Raw genomic sequence first — 20215 nt, 5'->3', positions numbered from 1 at the left:
TTAGTCGCAGGTGGAGTCGAAACCGTAGTAGATGTACTGGTCTTAGTGCCGTCTTTATATGTATTGGTTACGGTCTTATCGGTAGAGGTAACACTGTTGGGTTTAGTGCCGTAATCAAACTGTATAGGGGTGCATGCCGAGATAAGGGGAAATTTCACTCACTCCCGTTCTAACTGTTTGATTCCTAAGTGAATTCTACGCTCGAATACATTGACCGTGCCGACATACGCTACCCTCGTCACTTCGAGGTGATCTCTCGGGTCGCCTTTTTCAATGCCCCACATATCGATTGGTAAGTTGGAAGGCAGCCGAAAGCCTCCCTCTCCTTGGAGCTGATGATCATGCGCCACGTTGCTACCGAGCCGACGGAAACGACCTCAGACGTTACTTGCGACGCCTGTTGCCAGAGCACAAGCGTTGAAGGTTATGGTCACCAGTTCGGCGTTCTTCAAGCTTGCTGGGGGTACGGTTCAAAGCATGATGGCGAGCGCTATGAGATTCACCTTTGTGAATCGTGCTTTTTCCGAGCGCTGGCCATGCTTCGCCGCGAGCGAATGGTTAACACCATGTTCGATGATGAACCTGACACCAATCAGGATGAGTTTGGTTTGGTGCGAAAGGACGATTTCTGGGCCGAAGGTTGAGTGCGCCGATCAGGCAGCATTCGCAGTCACATGGTCAGTGACTCAACGGCGCCTGCAGGCTTTGCGTCCGCTGAGCCTGAAAATTGGTGAACATGGTTTGCCTGTCTGACCCGCCCACGGTACCGGTGTCTGTTTCTGGTCGCAGTGAGCCGGATCATGGGCTACTTGCGTCGCCGGGGACGGCAGGCGGCGCATGCCTGAGCAGCTTCAGCTGCGCGAGGGCTTCGGACAAGCGCTCCTGTAGGCCCTGGGCTCTTTGTGCCTGAGCATCGGTGGCTTCGCCAAGCCGGGCGACTTCATCCTGCAAAGCGTGGCAGCGCTGCTCCAGTGCATCATTCGTACGCTCCATTCCGGTCAATGTGCTCCGGGCGATCTCCAAGGCCTGAGTTTTCTGCGTGAGATGCTGTTCTTGAGCACGCTGATCCTTCTGCATCTGCCGCGCCTCGGTGAGTAGACGTGCATTGTCACGGTTAAGCTGGGTCAGCTCGTCCTGCTTAACTATCAGAGTCTGTCGGAGCTGTCGCAGCTCAACCTGCAGTTGCTGAACCTGGGCTTCGTGACGCCGCTGGTCTTGCTCGCGCTGATCCTTGCTGGCCTGCCGGTAGTGTTCCAGTGCATCACGGGCATGTTGGTGCTTGTCCTCCAGCGACACAATTTGGCTGTCGCGATCAATCAGGCGCGTCTCCTGATCGGCATTGGCCTGCGCTAACCGCGCATTTTCCAGCTCGACCTGCTTGCACTTCTGTTGCTCGTGCTGCAGTGCCTGCTGAGCAGCGTTGAGCTGCTCCCCGAGCGTAGAAGACTGACCTTCAAGCTGCTCTATTCGGCTTTCAGCCTGCCGCATCTGGTCCTGGTAATCGAGTCGCTCGCGTGCCAGCTGCTCGCGCTCCTGTGCTACGGCTGCCTGAGCCTCTTCTCTGAGCTGCTCAGCGAGCAGGCTCACCAAATTGCCCAATTGCTCGCTGAGAGACGGAGCCGTTTGCCGGCCGCGCTCAGCCTCCTCTATTTCTTTCAGGTAGCGGTGAATGGTGGTTTTCGAGCCGGTGTTGCCAAGTTCAACTCGCACCGCATCGATGCTGGGGTTCTCTCCCCGCGTCAGAATCACCTGTCGCGCCTTCTGAACCAGCGCTTTGTTGATGCCGCCCCGTGCCATGGTTGCTCCTACGATTTCGTAGTGTGTTACATACCATGTATTTACATATGAAAATCACCTGTTGTAAAGGAGGAATTTTCATATAATGTTAGACAGAATAATCTAGAATTATTCAATCGAAGCGGGAAAAAACGACTCGTTAACGCCATTTCTCATGTGATCATTTTTGAAAAAGTGGACTTTGGTTTTTAAAAACAAGACTGTCGAAAAATCAAACGCTTAGCAGATTTCGCTTGTCTCAAAGTGATGTCCTAATTTTTATAAAGTAGACACCGGTGCTATACGTCCAGGTTCATCTACGCGTCCGTCCCAGCTGTTATCCCAGCAGTTATCATTGTAGTCATGCATTAGGGAGTTCGTGGCGATCATGCGATCTGAGGGGCCGCTAGTCAGCTCCCCTGGACGTCTTCCTAGCCTGGGCGATGGCACTACTTACTGATCATTACATGCGGTTGCATGGCTTCCCTTGGCGGCTAATTAAATTGGGTGAGGAGTATCAGTCGCAAGCGGTTAGATGAGGCTGCTGCCAAAGCCCACTCAGGGGAGCTTAAAGCCCAGCTTAGCCAGTACAGGGCGCTCTGCTGGCTTGAGCTTCTTCACCGCCCAGATCAGTATATGCCGTGGTCTTGAGCTCGCTACGTAGGCAAATCGTGCTGCCTCCGACTCAGGATCGCGCAGCCAATCTTGCCAATGCGAGAGATGACTACCAGGTTGTAGGGACGAGACAACAACCGTCACGTCGTGGGTTTCTCCCTTTACGCCATGGATTGTCTCGTAGCGCATCGCGTCTGCCTGGTCGCCATGAACTTTCTGCCTCATCAGCCGGGCCGATACGAGCTTTGCGCCCTGTCCTTTTCGTGCCACGAGGTTTAGATGCCTCAGTGCCTCAAGGTATTTCCGAATCTCAGCGGGGACAAATACTTGATCGGGCAGTTGGCGGAGTGCCAATTTGGCGGTACGTACCCACATTGACCAGGTTTGGTCTGGGTTGCCTGCCCCATTAGCGACCATGAATTTAAGGCTTTCATGGATAAACTTGCGCCAAGCTAGCTTGGACTCCATCGCAATAGGGCAATGAGGGCCCACCTTGGTGACTTGCAAGTGGAGCCTTTCTGCTAGCCATTTGGCGAACACCCTCAGGTTTTCTTTGATGTCCTTCACGCTACCGGAGCCAGCACCAATACATGCAACCGCCAGCAGCTCAACGCCTTCGACGCTCTCCCCGTTGCGTAAACGATTAAGAGTCGTATATCCCCGGGCTACCACAACTACGTTGGTATACGCTTGAGTGAAGTTGCGAATCGTAGGCAGGAGTTCTGAGGGACAACGCTCATATTCGAGGATCATCGGCATCACGGAAGCGATGTTTTGATTACTCATCACCTGGCCAGTTCCTAAGATATTCGAGCAGAGATCAACGATAGCCTGCCCGCTTCGCCAGTTCGTGCTCAGTTCGTAGGACTCGAACTCAAGCTTCGCCATAAGCTTGCTAACGTTCTCTGGATTTGATTTGCGGAAGCCGTAAATAGACTGATTAAGATCTCCTACAAAGTGGAACCTCACTCCAAATTCGCTGAGTTTCTCCACGATCCGCAGTTGCTCAAGGGAAAGGTCTTGGCATTCGTCAACTATAACCACAGGGAAGCGGCGTGCTATGCGTGAAAAGTGAACCGCCAATTTTGGTTCCTTGAACGCCATGAGAGCGAGCATGTCGATGTCACCATGGGTGGCCAAGCCTGCTTGCCAGAGGTTTCGCTTGGTGGCAACAAGGTCGTCATGGATGTTTTTATCAAACACAGTTGAGTTCAGCTGATTGTCCAGGCCACGTTCGCCCGTAGAAAATATGAACCGCGCTCTTTCCAGATCAAAATTGTATCTGCAGGCTGAAATCTTACGGTCGCAAATGCTGTTGTGTGTGCGATAGATATTGGCTGTCTTTTCCACGATTCGGATGCGGAAATCGCCTTCTTTCCCTTTGTAGCCGGTGAGCTCGCTGGCGATGTTTGCCACTAGTCGTGTAAGAACGAAACCGTCAAATGTTGAGATGTAATGGGGGAAGCCGATCGGCTCCTTTAGATGCTTACGCACCCTGCCCCTGAGCTCATCCGTGGCACTGTTGGAAAAGGTCAATACCGCGATGCCAGAAGGGAACCGAGACCACTGCCGAACAGATTTGGACACCATCGCAGCAACCACTTCAGTCTTACCGCTACCAGGGCAAGCCTTCAGGTAAACATGCCGATCAAGCGGTGCGTCGATGTAGTCCAACTGTTCTTTGGTGAAGTCCATCGAATCGGCAGCCCTTTGCCCATCTCCATCGTCGAACGCAGCATTACGCGGGCCTTTGCTCCAACCCACAAGCCCAAAGGATGGCTAGTCGGATGTACTCCGGCACTACGAACTCACCATCTAGAGCATCCAGTGTATCCGCGAGCTCTTGCGCATACAGTCCCTTGCCGATTTCTTCGGAGTCAAGTCGGTGAAGCAAAGCGCCAGCGAAGACGGCCCTCTGAGCAGAACACGTGGCTGCGAAATCCAGTTTCGCGTCCTCTTCAAGACGCGCGACCACTTTGCCCTCTGGCACAGGCCAGAGTTTAGCCGCCACCGTCAGCATTGTTCTAAGGTTGCCGCCCTCAATAGCAAGGTCGTATTCGAATGTTTTGTATTTGCCAGCAAATAACCTCGCGAACTGAGACTGATTGATGGCGGCGGACAGCTCCAGTGCTGGGTTGTTTCCGATACGATACTCATCCGCATGTGGCAGGTACGGAACAGCGGTCTGTTCACCTTTTTCGCCTTCAACAGTCATGACAGTTTTAGGCGGGTCATTGTCAGTTAATCCGGCGCACCTTACAGGTATATTCTCGCCAGGTTGCTCACCCGTGACATCGCAGAACAACTGCATGAAGTGCTTGAAGTAGATCCCTCCCAGGTTGATGACTGAAACGCCGTAATCGTCCAAAGAGTCCTTACCCTTGCCGTAGGGGCGCAGAACAATGCGAGCGAGCTCAGGCAAAACGATCGCCTCGGCAATACCTTCAACCAAGAGCGCCCCCTTGGCGAACAGTAGATTTGACTTGGTTGCATCCAACCAGCGATCTACAAAGCGCCGACTCGGCTCGGGAAGCCCGCAGCTCCTGATTGACACCGCTTTAGGCGTGCGCTCATTAGAAATGTGGATGATGTGATCTACGGAGACCGCTGCGGAGATCACTGTCGAGTGGGTCGTAATGATCACCTGAATCCCCCGCTCCTCAGCTACTGTCTTCAGATGTCGCAGCAGGCGCAGCTGTAGCTGCGGATGCAGATGTGCTTCTGGTTCTTCAATCAGCAGTAGGCGCAGGTAGGTCTCCTCACCCCGATCCTCTTCGGCCTCAAGGATCAGCTCCGCCAGAATCGAGGCGATATACAAGAGATTGTTGTATCCGAGACTATTTTCCTCAAGAGACCTAAATTGGGCAGGGTCTGCCTGCGCGAGATCAGGGAAATACAGGAGCCTCAGTCCCTCAACGATGCGGGAGAAGCTGGCCTCTGAGAACTGGATCAAGGTGCCCTGAGATAAATGGATCCCGAGCGCGGCTTTGAGGTTGTCGCCGATCCTTTGGTTGGCCAATTTGATTGCAAACTCATCGCTTTCGGACAACTCACGGTTGAACTCACCTACGCGCTGTTCCAGAGCATGCGGTATGCGTGCTTCTCTGGCAGCCTTCAGGTCCTTACGGCAGAGTGCCTTTAAGAGGCGTGCCAGGCGAGAGTGGCGCCCCTCGCGCAGCTTGGTTTCGGCGTCACGCAGCGGCGGCAGATAGATACAGTGGATAAGGTCGAGCGTCTCGGTCTCCAGCGTCTTGGTGTACTCGTGACCACCATACGTGTAGTGCTTAAATCGGCCACGCGATTCTTGATTGAGCGCAGTGAAGGTCAGCTTCGCTTCGTCTTGATTTCCGCACCAGTCCTCAAAGGCAACGGCATCTTCCGCGTCCAAGCCTGAGAACGTCGCTTGAATCTGAATTGCTTCTGACGCAATCGCACCGGCGTTAAACCCTCTGTAAAAATCACGCTCGCCGATGATCCGCTTGCCCGACTCCGAGTCGTTGAATAGCTGGCGTATCGCGCTGATCACACCTGTCTTGCCTGCTCCGTTCTCACCTACCAAGACGTTCAGCCCATCATGTAGCTCGATGGCAAAAGACTCACCGAAGCACTTGAAACCGTTGATATTCAATGCTCGCAGATACATGAGCGCCCTTTCCTTCTACTTGCTTCCGCTCGCGGGCGGTGGCCTTACCTGACCGATGCTTTGGCAATACGCCGTTGTGAAGCTCGCTCCAATATTGACGATACGGTCTTCACTTTTAAGGAGCTTTGATGCTCTGGATCGCCACGGCTGGACGGCTCAGGGCAGCGGCAGCTAGGCGTGGCTTAACAGTCCGTACGTGCGATAGGTGATGTGCACATCGCTAAGGATGAAGCAGCGTGTGGCGTCAAATTGAGCTACCGAGCGAGGCGCTGGCACGGATGTGACCACAAATAGTGTCTGCTAGCCAATAGCCGTTGGTTTTCGCTGCCGTTTCGCCGGTATGGCCCGTGCGCGCTTTGCCGGCATCCGTTTGGCGAGTTGCTGCTCTAGGGTGCTTGCTCGGGCCTTCTCGGCGGCAGCGATCTGCCGTGCCTCACTGAGCTGCGTCAGTGTGATATCCAACCGCTGCCGCAACCCGTCGTGCTGCTTGAGAAGGGACTTGAGCTGCGCCGTTGCCCTCCTACTCTCCTCCCGGGCGCGATCGACCTCATGGTGGGCGCGATCCTCGACCCCACGTACATAGGTTGCCGTGGACTCTCGCTCCTGTGTCAACTGCTGCTGCACGGTCTGTAGCTCGTCCCGCACATGACCGGCCTCTTTCAGGGCCGTCTTACGCTCTTCAGCAAGTTCCGCGCAGCGGCTTTGCCGATCATCCAGCTGCGCCTGGCGCTGCACAAGCAGCAGCTCAAGGTCGTCTAGGCGGGTCTCGGCGTGCTGTTGAGCTGCCTGAGCGGTGGCTATCTGATCTCGGGCCTGAGCCATTATCTGGCGGGCTTCCTCCTCGAGCGCAGCGACCCGCAGCCGCTCTGCCTCCAGCAGGGCACGACGTTCCGCCATCGCCTGCTCGGCCACCCCCTCGGCCAATAACATGGCCTGCTGCCAAACTACGACAAAAGCCTGCGACACCTCCGCAGGCAACGCGGGCAGCCGCGTCTCGCCGCGCAGGCGTTGCGCCAGAAGCGCCCACCATTTGTCGAGCAAAGCTCCGACACGTGCCGGGCTGCCGCGACCCATCTCCTGGCGCACTCGCTCCACCGTCGGGCGTTCACCACGTTCCAGCACCGCATCCGCCGCTGCAAACACCACCTCTTCCGGTACGCCTACTGCCATGGGACACCTCAGGCTATATTAGGTCTGATAATTAAAGATTATCCGACCCTATTCAGTTGATTACGGAAATATAATACGTTGGACGTAGTAAATATTACAGATCAGATGCCGTTGATCGACGAGCCCACCCTAGACCCCCATAGATTGGCGTTGAAGGCTCAGGAAGCGGCAGCAGGCTTTGTTGCCAGCGGCACCGCTGAAAACACGGTGCGAAGCTATCGCAGCGCCCTCGCCTACTGGTCGGCTTGGCTGCACCTGCGCTACGGCCTTGCGATGGGCGATGCGCCTGTACAGTCGACCGTAGTCATTCAATTCGTAGTTGATCACCTGGCGCGACCACTGGCGGATGGTGCATGGAGCTATCTGCTACCATCGACCATCGATGCCGCGTTAGTCGCGGCACGTGTGAAGGCAAAGCCCGGACCTCTCAGCTACAACACAGTCTGCCATCGGCTGTCGGCACTGGGCAGATGGCATGGCTTCAACAACTGGGAAAGCCCTACTGAAGCGCTGGCAGTGAAAACGTTGCTGCGAGATGCGCGAAAAGCACAGGCGCGCCAAGGAGTAGTCGTCCGCAAAAAGACGGCAGCCGTGGTAGAGCCTCTGGAGGCCATGTTGGCGACCTGTACGGACGGAATTCGCGGTACTCGTGATTGCGCCCTCCTCCTGATGGCGTGGAGTGGCGGCGGGCGTCGCCGATCTGAGGTGACAGGTCTGCAGGTCGACGATGTGCGCAAACTGGATGAAGACACTTGGCTTTATACGCTGGGCGTCACCAAAACAGACACATCCGGATCCCGTCGCGAAAAACCACTGCTGGGTCGCGCTGCGCACGCGTTAACGGCTTGGCTCATCGCTGCGCCCGCCGATACCGGTCCGCTTTTTCGGCGTCTCTACAAGGGCGGCAAAGTCAGCCCATTCGGACTATCAACTGATCAGGTAGCACGGATCGTTCAGCGCCGCGCCAAATTGGCCGGCCTAGACGGTGACTGGGCCGCGCACAGCTTACGCTCGGGCTTTGTGACGGAAGCGGGTCGCCAGGGAGCCCCATTGGGTGAAGTGATGGCCATGACTGAACATCGCAGTGTCGAAACCGTTATGGGCTACTTCCAAGCCGGAGCGCTGCTGAGTAGCCGCGCCTCGATGTTGCTTCAACCCCTGCCGGCCCCATCTGGCCCAACCGACCTGCCTGACTAGCGGTCGACACATCGCGTCGACAAAAGCCGCGCAAGCATGTCCTATTGAGAGGTGAAGCTCTTGCTTATGAGTCGATTGCACGATAGCGGATTGTGAACCAGAACCAGATCAGCTAGCTGTCCAGTTTTATTACCGCTATTTCTGCGCACCTCTATTTCGGATCGAAATGCCCGGAGCCAGACCTGTATGAGAGAAAAATACGGATATGCAGAGAGGGTTGATGTGCACTTGCCGTCAGCGCCGCGCAAACCAACAAAGCTGAGCAAAAATACTAAATTTGCCTACCGGCAGGCGATCGAACACTTCGAGACCTCTTGGGGCGGGTATTTGCCGGCTACCACGGATAACATCGTCAGTTACCTAATTGGCCAAGCCGGGTTGCTGGCCACAGCCACGATCAAGTTACACCTCGCCGCGTTGTCCCATTGGCATGTCACGGGAGGCTTTTTCGACCCAACCAAGTCGCCGTTAGCAAAGGCCACCTTCAAGAGTATCTGCGTACTGCACCCAATCTCCCAGGCACAAGCCACGCCTTTGCAATTGGATCCGCTGGAGCTGATACATGGCGCTTTAGCGATGCAGGCTTCACTTGCTGAAAAGTCCGAAGACTGGGTTGAGGTAATGAGGTGCCGGCGGGATATCGCGATGCTTCTGATAGGTTTCTGGCGCGGCTTTCATAGCGATGAGCTCTGTCGTCTACACGCAGAACACATTAAATATGAAAACGAGGTGGCCATGTGGGTGCACCTGCCACGCATTGGGGATGGCCGCCGCTATGCTGAGCGTACGTTTTCTCTTCCTGCATTAAGCCGGCTATGCCCGGTACAGGCCTACTCGGATTGGCTAGCGGCGGCAGACATTATCTCTGGCCCGGTATTTCGCGCGATTAGTCAGCACGGGGCGCTGAGCGAAAGCGGTCTGTCCCGCGGCTCGGTAGATAGAATTATTAGATCAATACTTAAAAATGAAAATCATTCTTCTAAGCAGTTCTGTCGTCGTAGCGGGTTCGCACATTGGGCCAATTCAAGTGACTGGGACCTCAGATTTCTTATGAGCTATGTCGGTTGGAAGAATGAAAAGGCCGCTTTGCCTTACCTCGATTCAGCCATGAGCTTTGGCGATTTGATGCTCAACCCCAGCTGGGCGCTCCCGCCTCCGGGTGTAGCCAATATATGACCGCATGTCGATGCTTAAGCAGCCAGCATCGCAGGATCCTCCGTCCTACAGGGTAGAGTTATGCAGCTTAAGGTCCCGCACGACATAGCGAAGGCTCTATTGTGCAGGGCAAGATGGGCAAGTGTCTTAAACCAGCCGCTGTGGTCTGCACTCACCTTATGAATACACCCGGCCGGCACGTGCGCTTTAAATACCCACATTGAAAGTCTTACCAGACTCGACCTTGTGCTTGCCACATAAGTCGCGAAGCATTTCTTCCGAACCGTCGGGATGAATTTGTACGAGCCTGCCATCCTTCGCCATTATCAGGGAATGACCTGCCGCAACCGCACGCAAATACGCCGCATAAGTGGCAACGGCGGCCAGCCTAGGAATGATTGCCTCAAGTCGGTCGATTTCATCATCACTGAGTTCGCTCATGCTCCGCTCCTGCCAGGCTTATGCGGGTGCCGCCCGTAGAAAGATATCCATGAGCGACCTTACGCCCCGATCGCAGGTAAGTCGATCCCATCTTGACGCACGCAGCGGAGCATCGACTCAGCCGCTCAAATCGGAAGCACCCTTGAGGTGAAAAAGCCATCGTAGCCGTAGCAAGATGAGTGCATTCGCTCTAATCATCTGAGCTCTCTTCAGGTGGAAAACAATTGCCGTCAGCCTTTGGAAGGCTGGAGCGCCAGCTTTCACCGGGCATGATCCGGCACATGTACAGATCGAACATCGGCGTAGTGAAAGCGGTGCCGTTGTGGGTCGGCGTCCAGATCATTCCTTTGCTGATCAAGGAACTGCGAATTGAAGTAAGAGATTGGCTTGTACGGCCCAGGCGTGCCGCAATGCCGTCAAAGTGATGAGGCCCCTCCCCAAGCGAAGCCATGGCGCGTAGATAAATGCGTTCTGCCATGGTCATCCGGTCGAGCCTTACCCTAAAAAAACCTTCGTCCAAAGTAGCAATAACCTGCCCGGATGCCTTCTGGACGTCTGCAAGGGTGATGTGATTATTCTGCCCTGTGTTCCAAATATGCCTGCCCCACTCTTGAATGAAGTAAGGGTAGCCGCGTGTGAGTTGAGCAACCATGTCGGCCGCCTCTGAGTCTACAGTCACGCCCTCGGCCTCCGCTGGTTTTACAAAGGCCAGACGCGTCTGGTGTGGCTCCAGCGAGCCGACCTCGAGGTAGTCGAAGAGGCGCTCCGGGTGGTTTTTCACATTGCCAGCACGGTCTCGGAGTGGTGGCAGGCCTGCTCCGATGAGAGCAACCGGCAAGATCAATCGTGAAATGCGATGCAGCGCTGCGACAAGCGCGACGAGCTGTTCCTCTGCTACGTTTTGCGCCTCATCCAGGAAAATAACGAGGACGCTCTGAGCTGCTTTGGCGGCTTCACCGAGTTTTGTAAGCAGGGCAGCAAATTCCTCCTCGAGATCACCTTTGCCCGCCAGAGCTACCTCGGCTTCGTAGTCAATACCGACCTTGAGATCGCTAAACGTCGGCTCCAGAGCCTTGGCAAAACCGGCTAAAGCTCGCAGGCCGGTTATCGCTGCGTCCTTGGCTGCTTCGATACGGCTCAGCCGCAACAAGGCGAGGCGGAGCTGCGGCGCGAGTATCGCTGGCAGAGAGCGAAACTCGGATGACTCAACGTAGACGGTGTGAATGCCCGTGGCTTCGGCATCTCGCAGCATCAGATTCAACAGTACTGTTTTGCCGACACCCCGCAACCCAACCAGGATTATGCTTTTGGCAGGTCGGCCCACGCGAATGCCCCCGATCGACTGACGGACCCGCTCGCGCAGTTGATCGCGACCTGCCAGCTCCGGTGGAGGAGTACCAGCGCCAGGGGAGTATGGATTGCAGACGGGGTCCATGTGCACCCGCGTTAGTGGGAATAGCGAACAGCGAGAATAGGTCGATAAATTGCTAAATCCAAGCTTTCCACCCTGCCATCACCTGCAACCCGAGACCCGGCAATTGTTGGTCCAGCTGGAGCCGCCTATCAAGCCAAGCTGCCTCCGTCATTGAAAAAATCATCGCGAGCTACCCGTCCGAAATTGCCTAAATCTACGTCGACGTCGCTGAACATGGTATTCAGCATCCGCGCTCGCTTCAGGTCGGCCATTGTTCTGAAAAAACAGGGTTCGCAGAGATGGACCTCATAACGCTCACCATCATGAACCGAGCCGAATCCCCAACTGCCCTGAAGAGTCCCAAATTGCAACCCAAATCCTTCAACGCGCGTACTGCTCCCGCAAACGTCACAAAGGACGTCACTGACGCAGTCGAACTGTTCCGCCGCTCTGACTTTCATTAAAATGCCGCCTTTGGGGCCCATGATTCCGTTTGCTGCAGCGAGTCTGTTAAAGCTATCTGTCGGCACGGCCGGTTGTATTAGACCGCGTTTGGCAGCAGTGCCGACCGCCAACAGACGATCCTGGCTATCCATTCTGAGTGATTAGCAGATTGCACGGGGCAATGCGCGCTTTAGATGCCACGGCGCTGACACAGCGTCTCGAGCATTCCTTTAGTGCTTCCCTTCAGTCAGCAATCTACTCTTCAAACAGGAGACATAGAAACGCAATAAATTTGTTGCTTAGCTGCATCCAAGGTGTGGTGGCAGTTTCTTTGAGAATAGGTATGGCCTGAGGCCGTCTTAAAGTCGTATCCCAAGACTCGCTCGTCCTGATCATAGACCCTCACAAGCTCTGTGAGCATCTCCATCTTCCAATTATCGGATCCATTCAGTCGCGATGGCAGCACGACTTGAACTGCCTCAATCAGTGTTCCTTCAGCGCGTCTCACCAGCATTTGCTCAAACTCATCCTCCGTTGGAATCAAGAGCATCGTCCTCCATGCTGATGCCTTCTGGCGGCGGTTAATCATCACGTAAAACCATGGGCGATGATCCTCGAGTTCGACGAATCGCCACATCTGGGAGTCCTCTCCAAACAGCGTCGGATACGTGATTTCAGCGCGCTTGTACGTAATAAACATCAGCACACCCTCTTTTAAGCTGTATATAGCATAGCCCCAGAAGCACTAAAAAGGCTTCATCGTTCCTTTTGCGGGTCGGCAAATGGAACTTAATGAAGCGCTTGGTTTGGCAATCAAGAATCTGCGAATTTCTAAAGATATGCCTCAGGAAGGGCTGGGGCCTAGCCAGAGCTATATCAGTGCGATTGAACGCGGCAAGTGGAAGCCATCCATTGAAAAGGTTGAGCAGATTGCTGAGATTCTCGGCATTCATCCCCTGACACTGCTATTCGTGGCTTATCAAACGCAAACACCCGGATTAAAGCAGGAAGATTTACTGAAAAAAATTCAACGAGAAATCACGAGTTTGAAGGGCTGCCTAAGACTTGAGTAGGTTCGACATGGGATCGAATCAGCAACCGATAGCAGGGGCGCCATTGCGCTGCTGTCAGTCTCGCGGTCTTTCCTGCCCGTTACCAACCGCCAGTACTAGGTAACCCGAATAGCCGCTGCATGGATTCGGGGTGAAAATAGCCCTCGCCCATCGCTGCAACATTTAGAGGACACGTGCTCATCGAGAGCAGTGTTTCGTATATGGCGCTTGATTAGCTTACGCCCTCGCAGCTTGCTATTGATGGCGCTGGCTGAGGGATGCCATTAGCCCACCCGGCATGGCGCCCGTTAAGCGCCTGCACGGCTCGGAGCATCACGTTTCGTTGATCTGCACCTCCGCAGACTATTGATGGCATGAGCGATGGCGCCCTGCCGCGTCGGCAGATTTCTTGCTGATAGACTTTCCCATCGCCCCGCGCTGGCTGGTTAAAAAGCGACTAATTTTTGTTTATGAATGGACCTTTCAATTCGTGGCACAACCCCTCGAAAATCCCTTCAGAGCATCCGCCAGTTATCCAGTCAGCCAGCGAAACATTCGCAAACGCACGTCAGACCTGAGTCAGCGCCTCGACCCATTCATCCACCGAGATAGGTAGGTAACCGGTGATCTCCAGCGCGCGGTCCTCGAAGATATCCTCCCCGGGGTGCGTCGCCCGCCAGGCCTCGACAACCCGGTCGCGATGTTCGAGCAAAGCCTCGATATGCGGTCGGAACAGCTGCAGCAACGCGGTCAACCACAGATTGGTCGCCCAGGACGGATAGGCATGGTCAATCGAAAAGCCCGGCAGCATTTGTTTTACCGCCTCGGCGGGATACCAATTCTCGCCGGTCACCCAGCGATTGCAGGCGAACAGGCCTATTGGTTGCCCCCAAGCATCCATCGACACGGCGATTAGATGAGCGATGACCTCGTCGCCACTCGGCCAGGGTTCGCTGAATTCCGACGCCGACAAAAGTCGCACGTTACTAGGAATGCCCTGGCTACGAATAAAGGTATGAAAGTGGCCGTGCTCGACGCCGCCTTCACGATGGGCGTGGTAGTAATACTGGGCATGACTGTCCCGATCGTACACGTCGCCATCCGGATAGTGGTTCATCTCGTAGAACCCATCGTGCCCCTTGAGCAACTCGCCGACCACGTTCAGGTCAGCCTTGGATAGCGCCCGCTGACAGCGCTGAACCTCCTGCGCCGCAATCAACAGTGATTGGCGCTCAGTCGGCGTCAGCTGTTGGGCCTCGGGTAACTGGATGGTGAATTCTGGAAGCGCCGTAACAGAGGTGTGAAGTCGGGAATTCATCGCAAACTCTCAAAAAGGACCGGAACGGAGGAGCAGCCGCTCCGGCCAAAGCACGATGCTTACTTGGCCGCGCTGGGGCTCTTGGCAGCACAAGGATTCTTGGCCGCGCAGGGGCTCCTGGCCGCACAAGGATTTTTGGCGGCGCAAGGGTTTTTCGCGGCACAGGGATTAGCCGAACCGGGGTTCGGTTTGAAACTGGTCTGCAGGCTGGCCGTGTATGCGACCAGCGCCGCCAGCTCTTTCGACTCCCAATCCAGGGCTTTGGCCGCCATGGGTGCAACCATGCAAATCTGCACCATTTCGTCGAGGAACACCTGGGACATGCCGAACTGGTTCTTCGCCATGTCTACTTCGTGGGGATATGGCTTGGCAAAGCTCGCCTGGAAGAGGTTCCCGCCCTGGTGACAGGTTTCGCAGGACAGACCATTGGTACTCAGCTTCGTATCCCTGTAGAGCTTCTCGCCGTAGGCCCGAAGATCGGCGGCGGTGCCTTGGTAAGGTTTGTAGTCTGCTGGTCGTCTGACCGACTTGGCCGCACAAGGATTCATCTTCGCCGCGCAGGGGTTGGCAGCGCAGGGGTTCTTGCTGGCGCAGGGATTGGCCGCGTGAGGTTCACACTTCGCGGCGCATGGGCTTTTCGCAGCGCAAGGGTTCTTTGCTGCACATGGGTTCATTGCGACAGCTGCGCTTCCGGCTGCACAAGGGCTACAGGGATTCGCTGCGAGGGTGGGGCCGGCTAGTGCCATTGCCAGCACGCCGACCGACACCATTGCGGTGATCGGACGATGGCTTTGCCCACCGGGCTGGTCGGGACATAAGTAGCGCATGGTTCTTTCCTCTATTGAGTTTTGTTGGATCTTGTCCATGAGCATCGAAAAGACGTCTGGCCTTCGCCAGAGCAAAACAAAACCTATGCCTCTCTCGCGAGAGCGCCAGTACAGCCGGAGCTTGATGTCCGCTCCTAGCGGAGCGCTAGCGTTTCAACAACCGAGGGAACATTTACAACCGGTTAACCGCCAACATCGTCCTGCTCCTTGTTAACAAGCAGCGCTCTGAAACTGCAACTAACGCGTCGGTGGCGACAGAGCCGAGCTCCGCAGTTTTCACCAACCAAACGCTATGACCCGACAGAGCGCCACTCTAGAGCCGCTTATTGCTTCTTCGCCGCACAGGGCGATTTGGCCGCACAGGGATTTTTTGCTGCGCAAGGATTTTTCGCCTCGCAGGGATTTTTCGCTGCGCAAGGGTTCTTCGCGGCACAAGGGTTTGCAGAGCAAGGACTCATGGATGCCGGAGCGTCCTTAGCGGCGCAAGGGGAACAGGGATTGGCGGCTAGCGCCGGCCCTGCCAGAGCCAAACTCAAAGCGCTGGCGCATAGCATCGCAGCTAGTGGTCGGCGGGCCGCAGTGTTCGGTTTACCTCTTGGTTCATCAGACATAACGTTACCTCACGGGCTTAGGTGTGCAAGTGGCGGGGGCTGAACGTTGCGCTAGCCCCGCATCCATTAGCGCCAACGCCAAACCAGTCTCTTACCTGGCCAGCGCTTGCCCAACTCCGATGTAACAGCTGAGCTTTTGTTACAGCTTCGGCTTGAGCATAGGTGCACTTGCGCTCTGTCGCTGCCTCAGCTCGACTATCCTTTCCGCCACAGCGAAAAGCCTTGCAAATGCCGCCTCAGAGGCGAATCAATCGCGCTGTAACAACGGCGAGAAGCTTGCCTCTAATTAACGATGAGGCTGACTCCATACGATATTCCAGCCAACTGAGAGACGCCGATGGATGAAGAACAGGAAATACTCGTCAGACTAAGGCGGGGCGACAGCAGTGCCATGGAAAGCGTCATTAAGTTGCACCACTCCTTTCTGATAGCGATGGCCATGCCCTTGGTCGGGCCCGAGTCGGCCGATGATGTCGTCCAGGAAACGTGGATGAAGGCCTTTGCAGCGATAGGTAAGTTTGAAGGCCGCTCCAAGTTACGCACCTGGTTAGCGCGCATTGCAATCAATGAAGCTCACGCCATCAACCGCAAACGAGGCCGTGAGGTCTCGCTGGAAAACTGGGGTGTCGATAGTGGCTCGCCCATCGGTTCACGCTTCAACGAGAAAGGCGCCTGGGAGGCTCCGCCCAGCCAGTGGCACTATGAGACGCCAGAAGCGCTGCTAACCGAAGCCGAGCTGTATGAATGCATTCGCAAGCATCTACATAAGCTACCCAGCGACCAACAAAGCGTCGTAATGATGCGTGAACTGGGTGGATTGGATTGCCCCGAGATCGCCAAAGCTTTAGGCCTGGCCGAAGGCAATATTCGCGTACTGCTGCACCGAGGGCGACAGCGCATGCATGCAATGCTCAACCACTTCGAGGAGGACGGAACATGCTGACTTGCCGTCAAATGTCTGAGCTTGGTTCTGACATCATCGATAACCATCTGAGCGTCCGTACCCGACTGTCGGTGTTCATGCATTTGCATATGTGCTCACGCTGCAAGCGGTACATCAAGCAGCTCGAACTAACCTCCCAGGTGTTGCAACAGCTGCCGTTCAAGAACGAAGCTGTCGACAGCCAGTCCATCCTCAACAGACTGCAAGCGCCAGATTGATAGGCCGCGTTGTGCAGGGACATCAAATATTTGATTAACGTATCGTTGGGCTTCCGGACGAGCATTCCCCCGAGCACTCAGGAAAGTACTGTTGCTTTCAATAAATCCAGCCGTCCGTCATGCCTTTACTCTCCCGTCGGGCGCCTGCTCATCAGTCGATAGCATCCACCGAAGGGGCATGCCACTGACCGTTTCGGCCACCACCTTTCGGATCAATTCATGGTCAGCGTCGGGCTGTAAGTCCTGCGAGTTCCCAACCCGCCCCGTAGGCCGGGCGACGAGGTTGGCGTTGTCCCCTGCCGGCTCCAAAGCAAACTCTCCTCCACAGTTCCGGCAATAGATATGCTGGCCTGGCCGCAGACTGCGCTTGATCACTAATGTAGGGCCGCATACGGGACACGCCTGTAGCGGTATGCCGTCATCAGAATGCCCCATCGTATGGTCGAGCAGGCCACGTCTCCCCAGCTGTATAAAATGTCGACTCAACTCAGCGTCAAACTGGCTGGCGCTCTGACTTTGGATGATAGCCAGCGCCTGACCGCGGCTCATTCCCGTACGGTACGGACGACTACTAGTCATGGCGTCGAACGCATCGCATAGGCCGATGATTCGGGCGTCGATATGGATTTCTCCGGCCCGCAAGCCGCGTGGATACCCCTTGCCATCGGGGCGTTCATGGTGACTGTAGACCGCCTCCTTGACCAAGTCGGCTAAGGGATGCCCAGACAACATTCGCCAGCCCAGCTCCGGATGCGTGCGTATGATGCTGTATTCACCCTCGTTCAGTGCGCTGGTCTTGCGCAGCACTGCATCAGGAACGCCGATCTTCCCTAAATCATGCAAGAACCCGCCGAGGCAGACTCGAGCGACATCGGCAGTCGGTAGTCCTATTTCCTGACCGAGCAACCTGGCATAACGCGACACCCTCCAGAGGTGCCCACCCGTATAGGGATCTCTGGCTTCGACAAACCAAGCCATCAGCAGAAGGCTGCTGGCCAATGCTTTCGATGCGTCGTCGACTTCATGGGATGCCCGCATTGTCTTGTTCAACCAACCGGCGAGAAAGGATCGCATTCGGGATTACCCCTGTGCCAGTGCGAGGCATTCGGGCCTTCCCTCTGCCCAGCGCGTTGCCTTAGATAGCTATCTGCGACTTGCCGCTTATGGAACCTACCATCCAGAGATGGCCATCACTTCCTTGGGTCGTCGCTCCTCCAATCCGCCCCACCGCACTGCATCAACCTAAATGAGCTGTCTGTGCGAGCTACCTACAAACATGAATCGTGTGCTTTCGCTTGGTCGGCACGTCCTTGTACCTAAGGGCTGAGATACCTGCGTTGTTGGCGTCCCACCCAAGCCTCAAACGAAAACTGCGCACCAATCTATAGACATTCTCTTTGTCCCTCTTTATGACGGTGCCATTGTCCGTAGTTGCGAACCTAGCACTCGGACGGTTAGGGAGAATCTTTGTTACAACGATATCTGCCGAAGCGCCGATATCGTCTTCGATGCCCAAGCTGAGTCATCAGCGTCCCCAGAAGCAACGATCTTTCGGCCCGTTTCAGGTGCAACTCTGCTTCGATTAGCATCGACCTGCAAGCACAGGGCACTCCCGCCCCAAGCGCGTCCTGGCGCATGGGCCAAAACGGCCTCAACCACTGGTCAGTGCCGACAGCTAAAGCTGTAACGAGAGCGGGGCTGAATCTTCAAAAAACCGAACCCAGACTTGTGTCTGGATCGACTGCAAATCGACCGAAGGCTGTTCGAAGGGGAACGCGTCTGATCAGAGTGAATCGCATCTATAAGTGCTGCTGGTACGTCTTAGCCCAGAGGTCGCCTGGAGCACGCATAGAAACGACGCAATCTGCCGGAAGAGAATTCAACCATTAGGAGGATCTGATGAACAACTCGAAGACCGTCCAGGAACGAAATGTTTCAAAGGGAATACTTGCTGGATTCATTGCCACGTTGGTGTTGTCCGCCTTGATGATCATGAAGACGATGATGGGGGTAATGCCGGAACTCGATGTAATCGCCATGCTAAGCGGAATGTTGGGAGTAAGCAGCACGACCGCTTGGATGGTGCACTTGGCGATTGGCACGTTGGGTTATGGCATCACCATTGCGCTTTTGGCGCGCTCAATTCCAGGCTCAGCGGTCGTTACCGGGCTAATCCTGGGCACAGCAGGATGGTTGGTAATGATGGTCGTCATGATGCCAATGGCAGGCAAAGGCCTGTTTGGCATGAGCATCGGAATCATGGCGCCGATGATGACCCTTGTGCTTCACCTGATCTTTGGCGGGGTATTGGGTTGGGTCTATGGCCGAACCACCAAGCAGCTCCACGTCAATCATGATGCAACCGCTGCACGCGGCACGGGCCACTAAACCGTTGCCCTGTTACATCAGCAGGACCGACTCTGGCACGTTGCGCGTGCCTAGCAATAGGAGACTTCCCCATGCAAGCACCGCAAGCACACGAGCAAACCAAAGCCCAACAGACCCCAGCCACCTACAACTACGAACGATTTCAACCCAGTACGCTTGGTCAGGACGTGAAATTGGTAATGTCTTCACCAGGACCATTGCCTGGCGATATGGCTCCTGACTTCGCTCTGCAGGACATAGACGGCAACACATGGCGGCTAAGCGAGTTACGCGGCCAACCCGTCGTGCTTATTTTCGGCAGTGGCACCTGCCCCATGACGACCGGCAGCCTGCCAGGGCTCAATGCGCTGCATCAGGAGCGAGGGCATGACGGGGTGCAATGGCTTTTGCTCTATGTACGCGAAGCGCACCCAGGAGAAGAGATGCCTGCCCACCAGAGCATTGAGCAAAAAAATCAACAGGCTCGGCGCCTACGGGACGAGGACGGCGTGGCTTGGCCTATTTTGGTTGGGGAGCTGGACGGGGCCACCCATAGCCAATATACCGAGCTACCAAACCACCTCTTTCTCATCGATACGGAAGGTCGGGTTGCCTTTCGGAGTGAGTTCGCTCACGCCCCTACATTGTGGCGCGCGCTAAACCAACTGGAAGCCAGGGGCTGGCTTGGCCCGGTCGACGAAGGGGTGGATAAAACCATGCATATGGTCGGGCCCACCGCCTACGGCTGGACGGGACCCTCACGTGGCGGCAAGACTGCCATCAATGACCTTGTGAAAGGCGCGCCACCGCTCGCTGCCAATCTTTGGCTGGGACAATTCATGCGTCCGATGCTGGCCCCTATTGCGGCACGCAGTCGCCCGCTCCCACCTGGGGCAAAGTTTGGCCTGGCGGTGGCCGCCCTTGGCCTTGCTGCCATTACGGTAAGTATGCTCAACCGCAGAGATCCCGACTGAACCCCTAAACGTTGAGGAATCTCGGATGGCCTGCGTTGCAGGCCATCACG

The 20215-nt window shown here is 55.6% G+C and carries 19 protein-coding genes; 8 read left to right on the top strand and 11 right to left on the bottom strand.

The genetic code is table 11. The annotated features are described in order from the left end of the window. Positions 1-335 precede the first annotated feature (335 nt). A complete protein-coding gene (locus BHD08_RS22155) occupies positions 336-644 on the top strand; it encodes a hypothetical protein (protein WP_044463159.1) in 309 nt (102 codons plus the stop codon). Between the two features lie 154 nt (positions 645-798). Here BHD08_RS22155 and BHD08_RS22150 read toward each other — a convergent pair whose 3' ends face one another. From BHD08_RS22150 to BHD08_RS22135, 4 genes are all read right to left on the bottom strand, one after another. Then, a complete protein-coding gene (locus tag BHD08_RS22150; protein ID WP_044463160.1) occupies positions 799-1797 on the bottom strand; it encodes a DNA-binding protein in 999 nt (332 codons plus the stop codon). A 537-nt stretch (positions 1798-2334) separates the two neighbouring features. Then, positions 2335-4086 (bottom strand): UvrD-helicase domain-containing protein, encoded by a 1752-nt coding sequence (locus BHD08_RS22145; RefSeq protein WP_125025051.1) that lies wholly within the window; start codon positions 4084-4086, stop codon positions 2335-2337. Between the two features lie 43 nt (positions 4087-4129). Beyond that, a complete protein-coding gene (locus BHD08_RS22140) occupies positions 4130-6034 on the bottom strand; it encodes an ATP-dependent endonuclease (protein WP_125025049.1) in 1905 nt (634 codons plus the stop codon). Between the two features lie 300 nt (positions 6035-6334). Then, entirely contained in the window at positions 6335-7204 is an 870-nt protein-coding gene (locus tag BHD08_RS22135) for a DNA-binding protein (protein WP_125025047.1), read from the bottom strand. Positions 7205-7282: 78 nt separating this feature from the next. Here BHD08_RS22135 and BHD08_RS22130 point away from each other — a divergent pair, with 78 nt between their 5' ends. Both BHD08_RS22130 and BHD08_RS22125 read left to right on the top strand, forming a co-directional pair. Further along, a complete protein-coding gene (locus BHD08_RS22130; protein WP_177412711.1) occupies positions 7283-8401 on the top strand; it encodes a site-specific integrase in 1119 nt (372 codons plus the stop codon). A 186-nt stretch (positions 8402-8587) separates the two neighbouring features. Continuing rightward, positions 8588-9577, top strand: coding sequence for a hypothetical protein (locus tag BHD08_RS22125; RefSeq protein ID WP_125025045.1), 990 nt, complete (start codon positions 8588-8590; stop codon positions 9575-9577). A 186-nt stretch (positions 9578-9763) separates the two neighbouring features. On the opposite strand, the gene BHD08_RS22120 is transcribed toward BHD08_RS22125, so the two are convergent. The 4 genes from BHD08_RS22120 to BHD08_RS23105 all read right to left on the bottom strand — a co-directional run bounded on the left by BHD08_RS22120 (position 9764) and on the right by BHD08_RS23105 (position 12555). Beyond that, entirely contained in the window at positions 9764-9997 is a 234-nt protein-coding gene (locus tag BHD08_RS22120) for a hypothetical protein (protein ID WP_125025043.1), read from the bottom strand. A gap of 190 nt (positions 9998-10187) precedes the next feature. Then, positions 10188-11432: an ATP-binding protein gene (locus BHD08_RS22115; protein ID WP_125025042.1), complete on the bottom strand. Its 1245-nt coding sequence runs from the start codon at positions 11430-11432 to the stop codon at positions 10188-10190. A gap of 128 nt (positions 11433-11560) precedes the next feature. Beyond that, positions 11561-12007, bottom strand: a complete 447-nt coding sequence (locus BHD08_RS22110) for a hypothetical protein (RefSeq protein WP_307719194.1) — start codon at positions 12005-12007, stop codon at positions 11561-11563. A gap of 110 nt (positions 12008-12117) precedes the next feature. Beyond that, positions 12118-12555, bottom strand: a complete 438-nt coding sequence (locus BHD08_RS23105) for a hypothetical protein (RefSeq protein WP_177412710.1) — start codon at positions 12553-12555, stop codon at positions 12118-12120. 82 nt (positions 12556-12637) lie between these two features. Between BHD08_RS23105 and BHD08_RS22100 the strand changes: the two genes are divergently transcribed. Further along, a complete protein-coding gene (locus BHD08_RS22100) occupies positions 12638-12928 on the top strand; it encodes a helix-turn-helix domain-containing protein (protein WP_125025040.1) in 291 nt (96 codons plus the stop codon). 547 nt (positions 12929-13475) lie between these two features. On the opposite strand, the gene BHD08_RS22095 is transcribed toward BHD08_RS22100, so the two are convergent. Beyond that, a complete protein-coding gene (locus BHD08_RS22095) occupies positions 13476-14225 on the bottom strand; it encodes a DUF6969 family protein (RefSeq protein ID WP_125025038.1) in 750 nt (249 codons plus the stop codon). 59 nt (positions 14226-14284) lie between these two features. Beyond that, entirely contained in the window at positions 14285-15091 is an 807-nt protein-coding gene (locus tag BHD08_RS22090; protein ID WP_218567516.1) for a hypothetical protein, read from the bottom strand. A gap of 909 nt (positions 15092-16000) precedes the next feature. Here BHD08_RS22090 and BHD08_RS22080 point away from each other — a divergent pair. Continuing rightward, positions 16001-16606, top strand: coding sequence for an RNA polymerase sigma factor (locus BHD08_RS22080; protein ID WP_125025034.1), 606 nt, complete (start codon positions 16001-16003; stop codon positions 16604-16606). Next, positions 16600-16824, top strand: coding sequence for a zf-HC2 domain-containing protein (locus tag BHD08_RS22075; RefSeq protein ID WP_125025032.1), 225 nt, complete (start codon positions 16600-16602; stop codon positions 16822-16824). The genes BHD08_RS22080 and BHD08_RS22075 overlap by 7 nt, the downstream gene beginning before the upstream one ends. Positions 16825-16941: 117 nt before the next feature. On the opposite strand, the gene BHD08_RS22070 is transcribed toward BHD08_RS22075, so the two are convergent. Next, positions 16942-17898, bottom strand: coding sequence for an HD-GYP domain-containing protein (locus BHD08_RS22070; protein ID WP_218567515.1), 957 nt, complete (start codon positions 17896-17898; stop codon positions 16942-16944). 825 nt (positions 17899-18723) lie between these two features. Between BHD08_RS22070 and BHD08_RS22065 the strand changes: the two genes are divergently transcribed. Together BHD08_RS22065 and BHD08_RS22060 are read left to right on the top strand one after the other, a co-directional pair. Continuing rightward, the gene (locus BHD08_RS22065; RefSeq protein WP_125025030.1) at positions 18724-19212 is read left to right on the top strand and encodes a DUF6789 family protein; all 489 of its coding nucleotides are present in this window, start codon (positions 18724-18726) and stop codon (positions 19210-19212) included. Between the two features lie 71 nt (positions 19213-19283). Next, positions 19284-20165: a peroxiredoxin gene (locus tag BHD08_RS22060; RefSeq protein ID WP_125025028.1), complete on the top strand. Its 882-nt coding sequence runs from the start codon at positions 19284-19286 to the stop codon at positions 20163-20165. Positions 20166-20215 lie beyond the last annotated feature (50 nt).

Origin of the sequence: Pseudomonas sp. SCT, from assembly GCF_003864275.1 — a bacterium.
Taxonomy (GTDB): Bacteria; Pseudomonadota; Gammaproteobacteria; order Pseudomonadales; family Pseudomonadaceae; genus Stutzerimonas; species Stutzerimonas stutzeri_AE.
The sequence above is the reverse complement of the archived record's forward strand: the minus strand, read 5'-3'. Positions and strand labels throughout refer to the sequence as shown.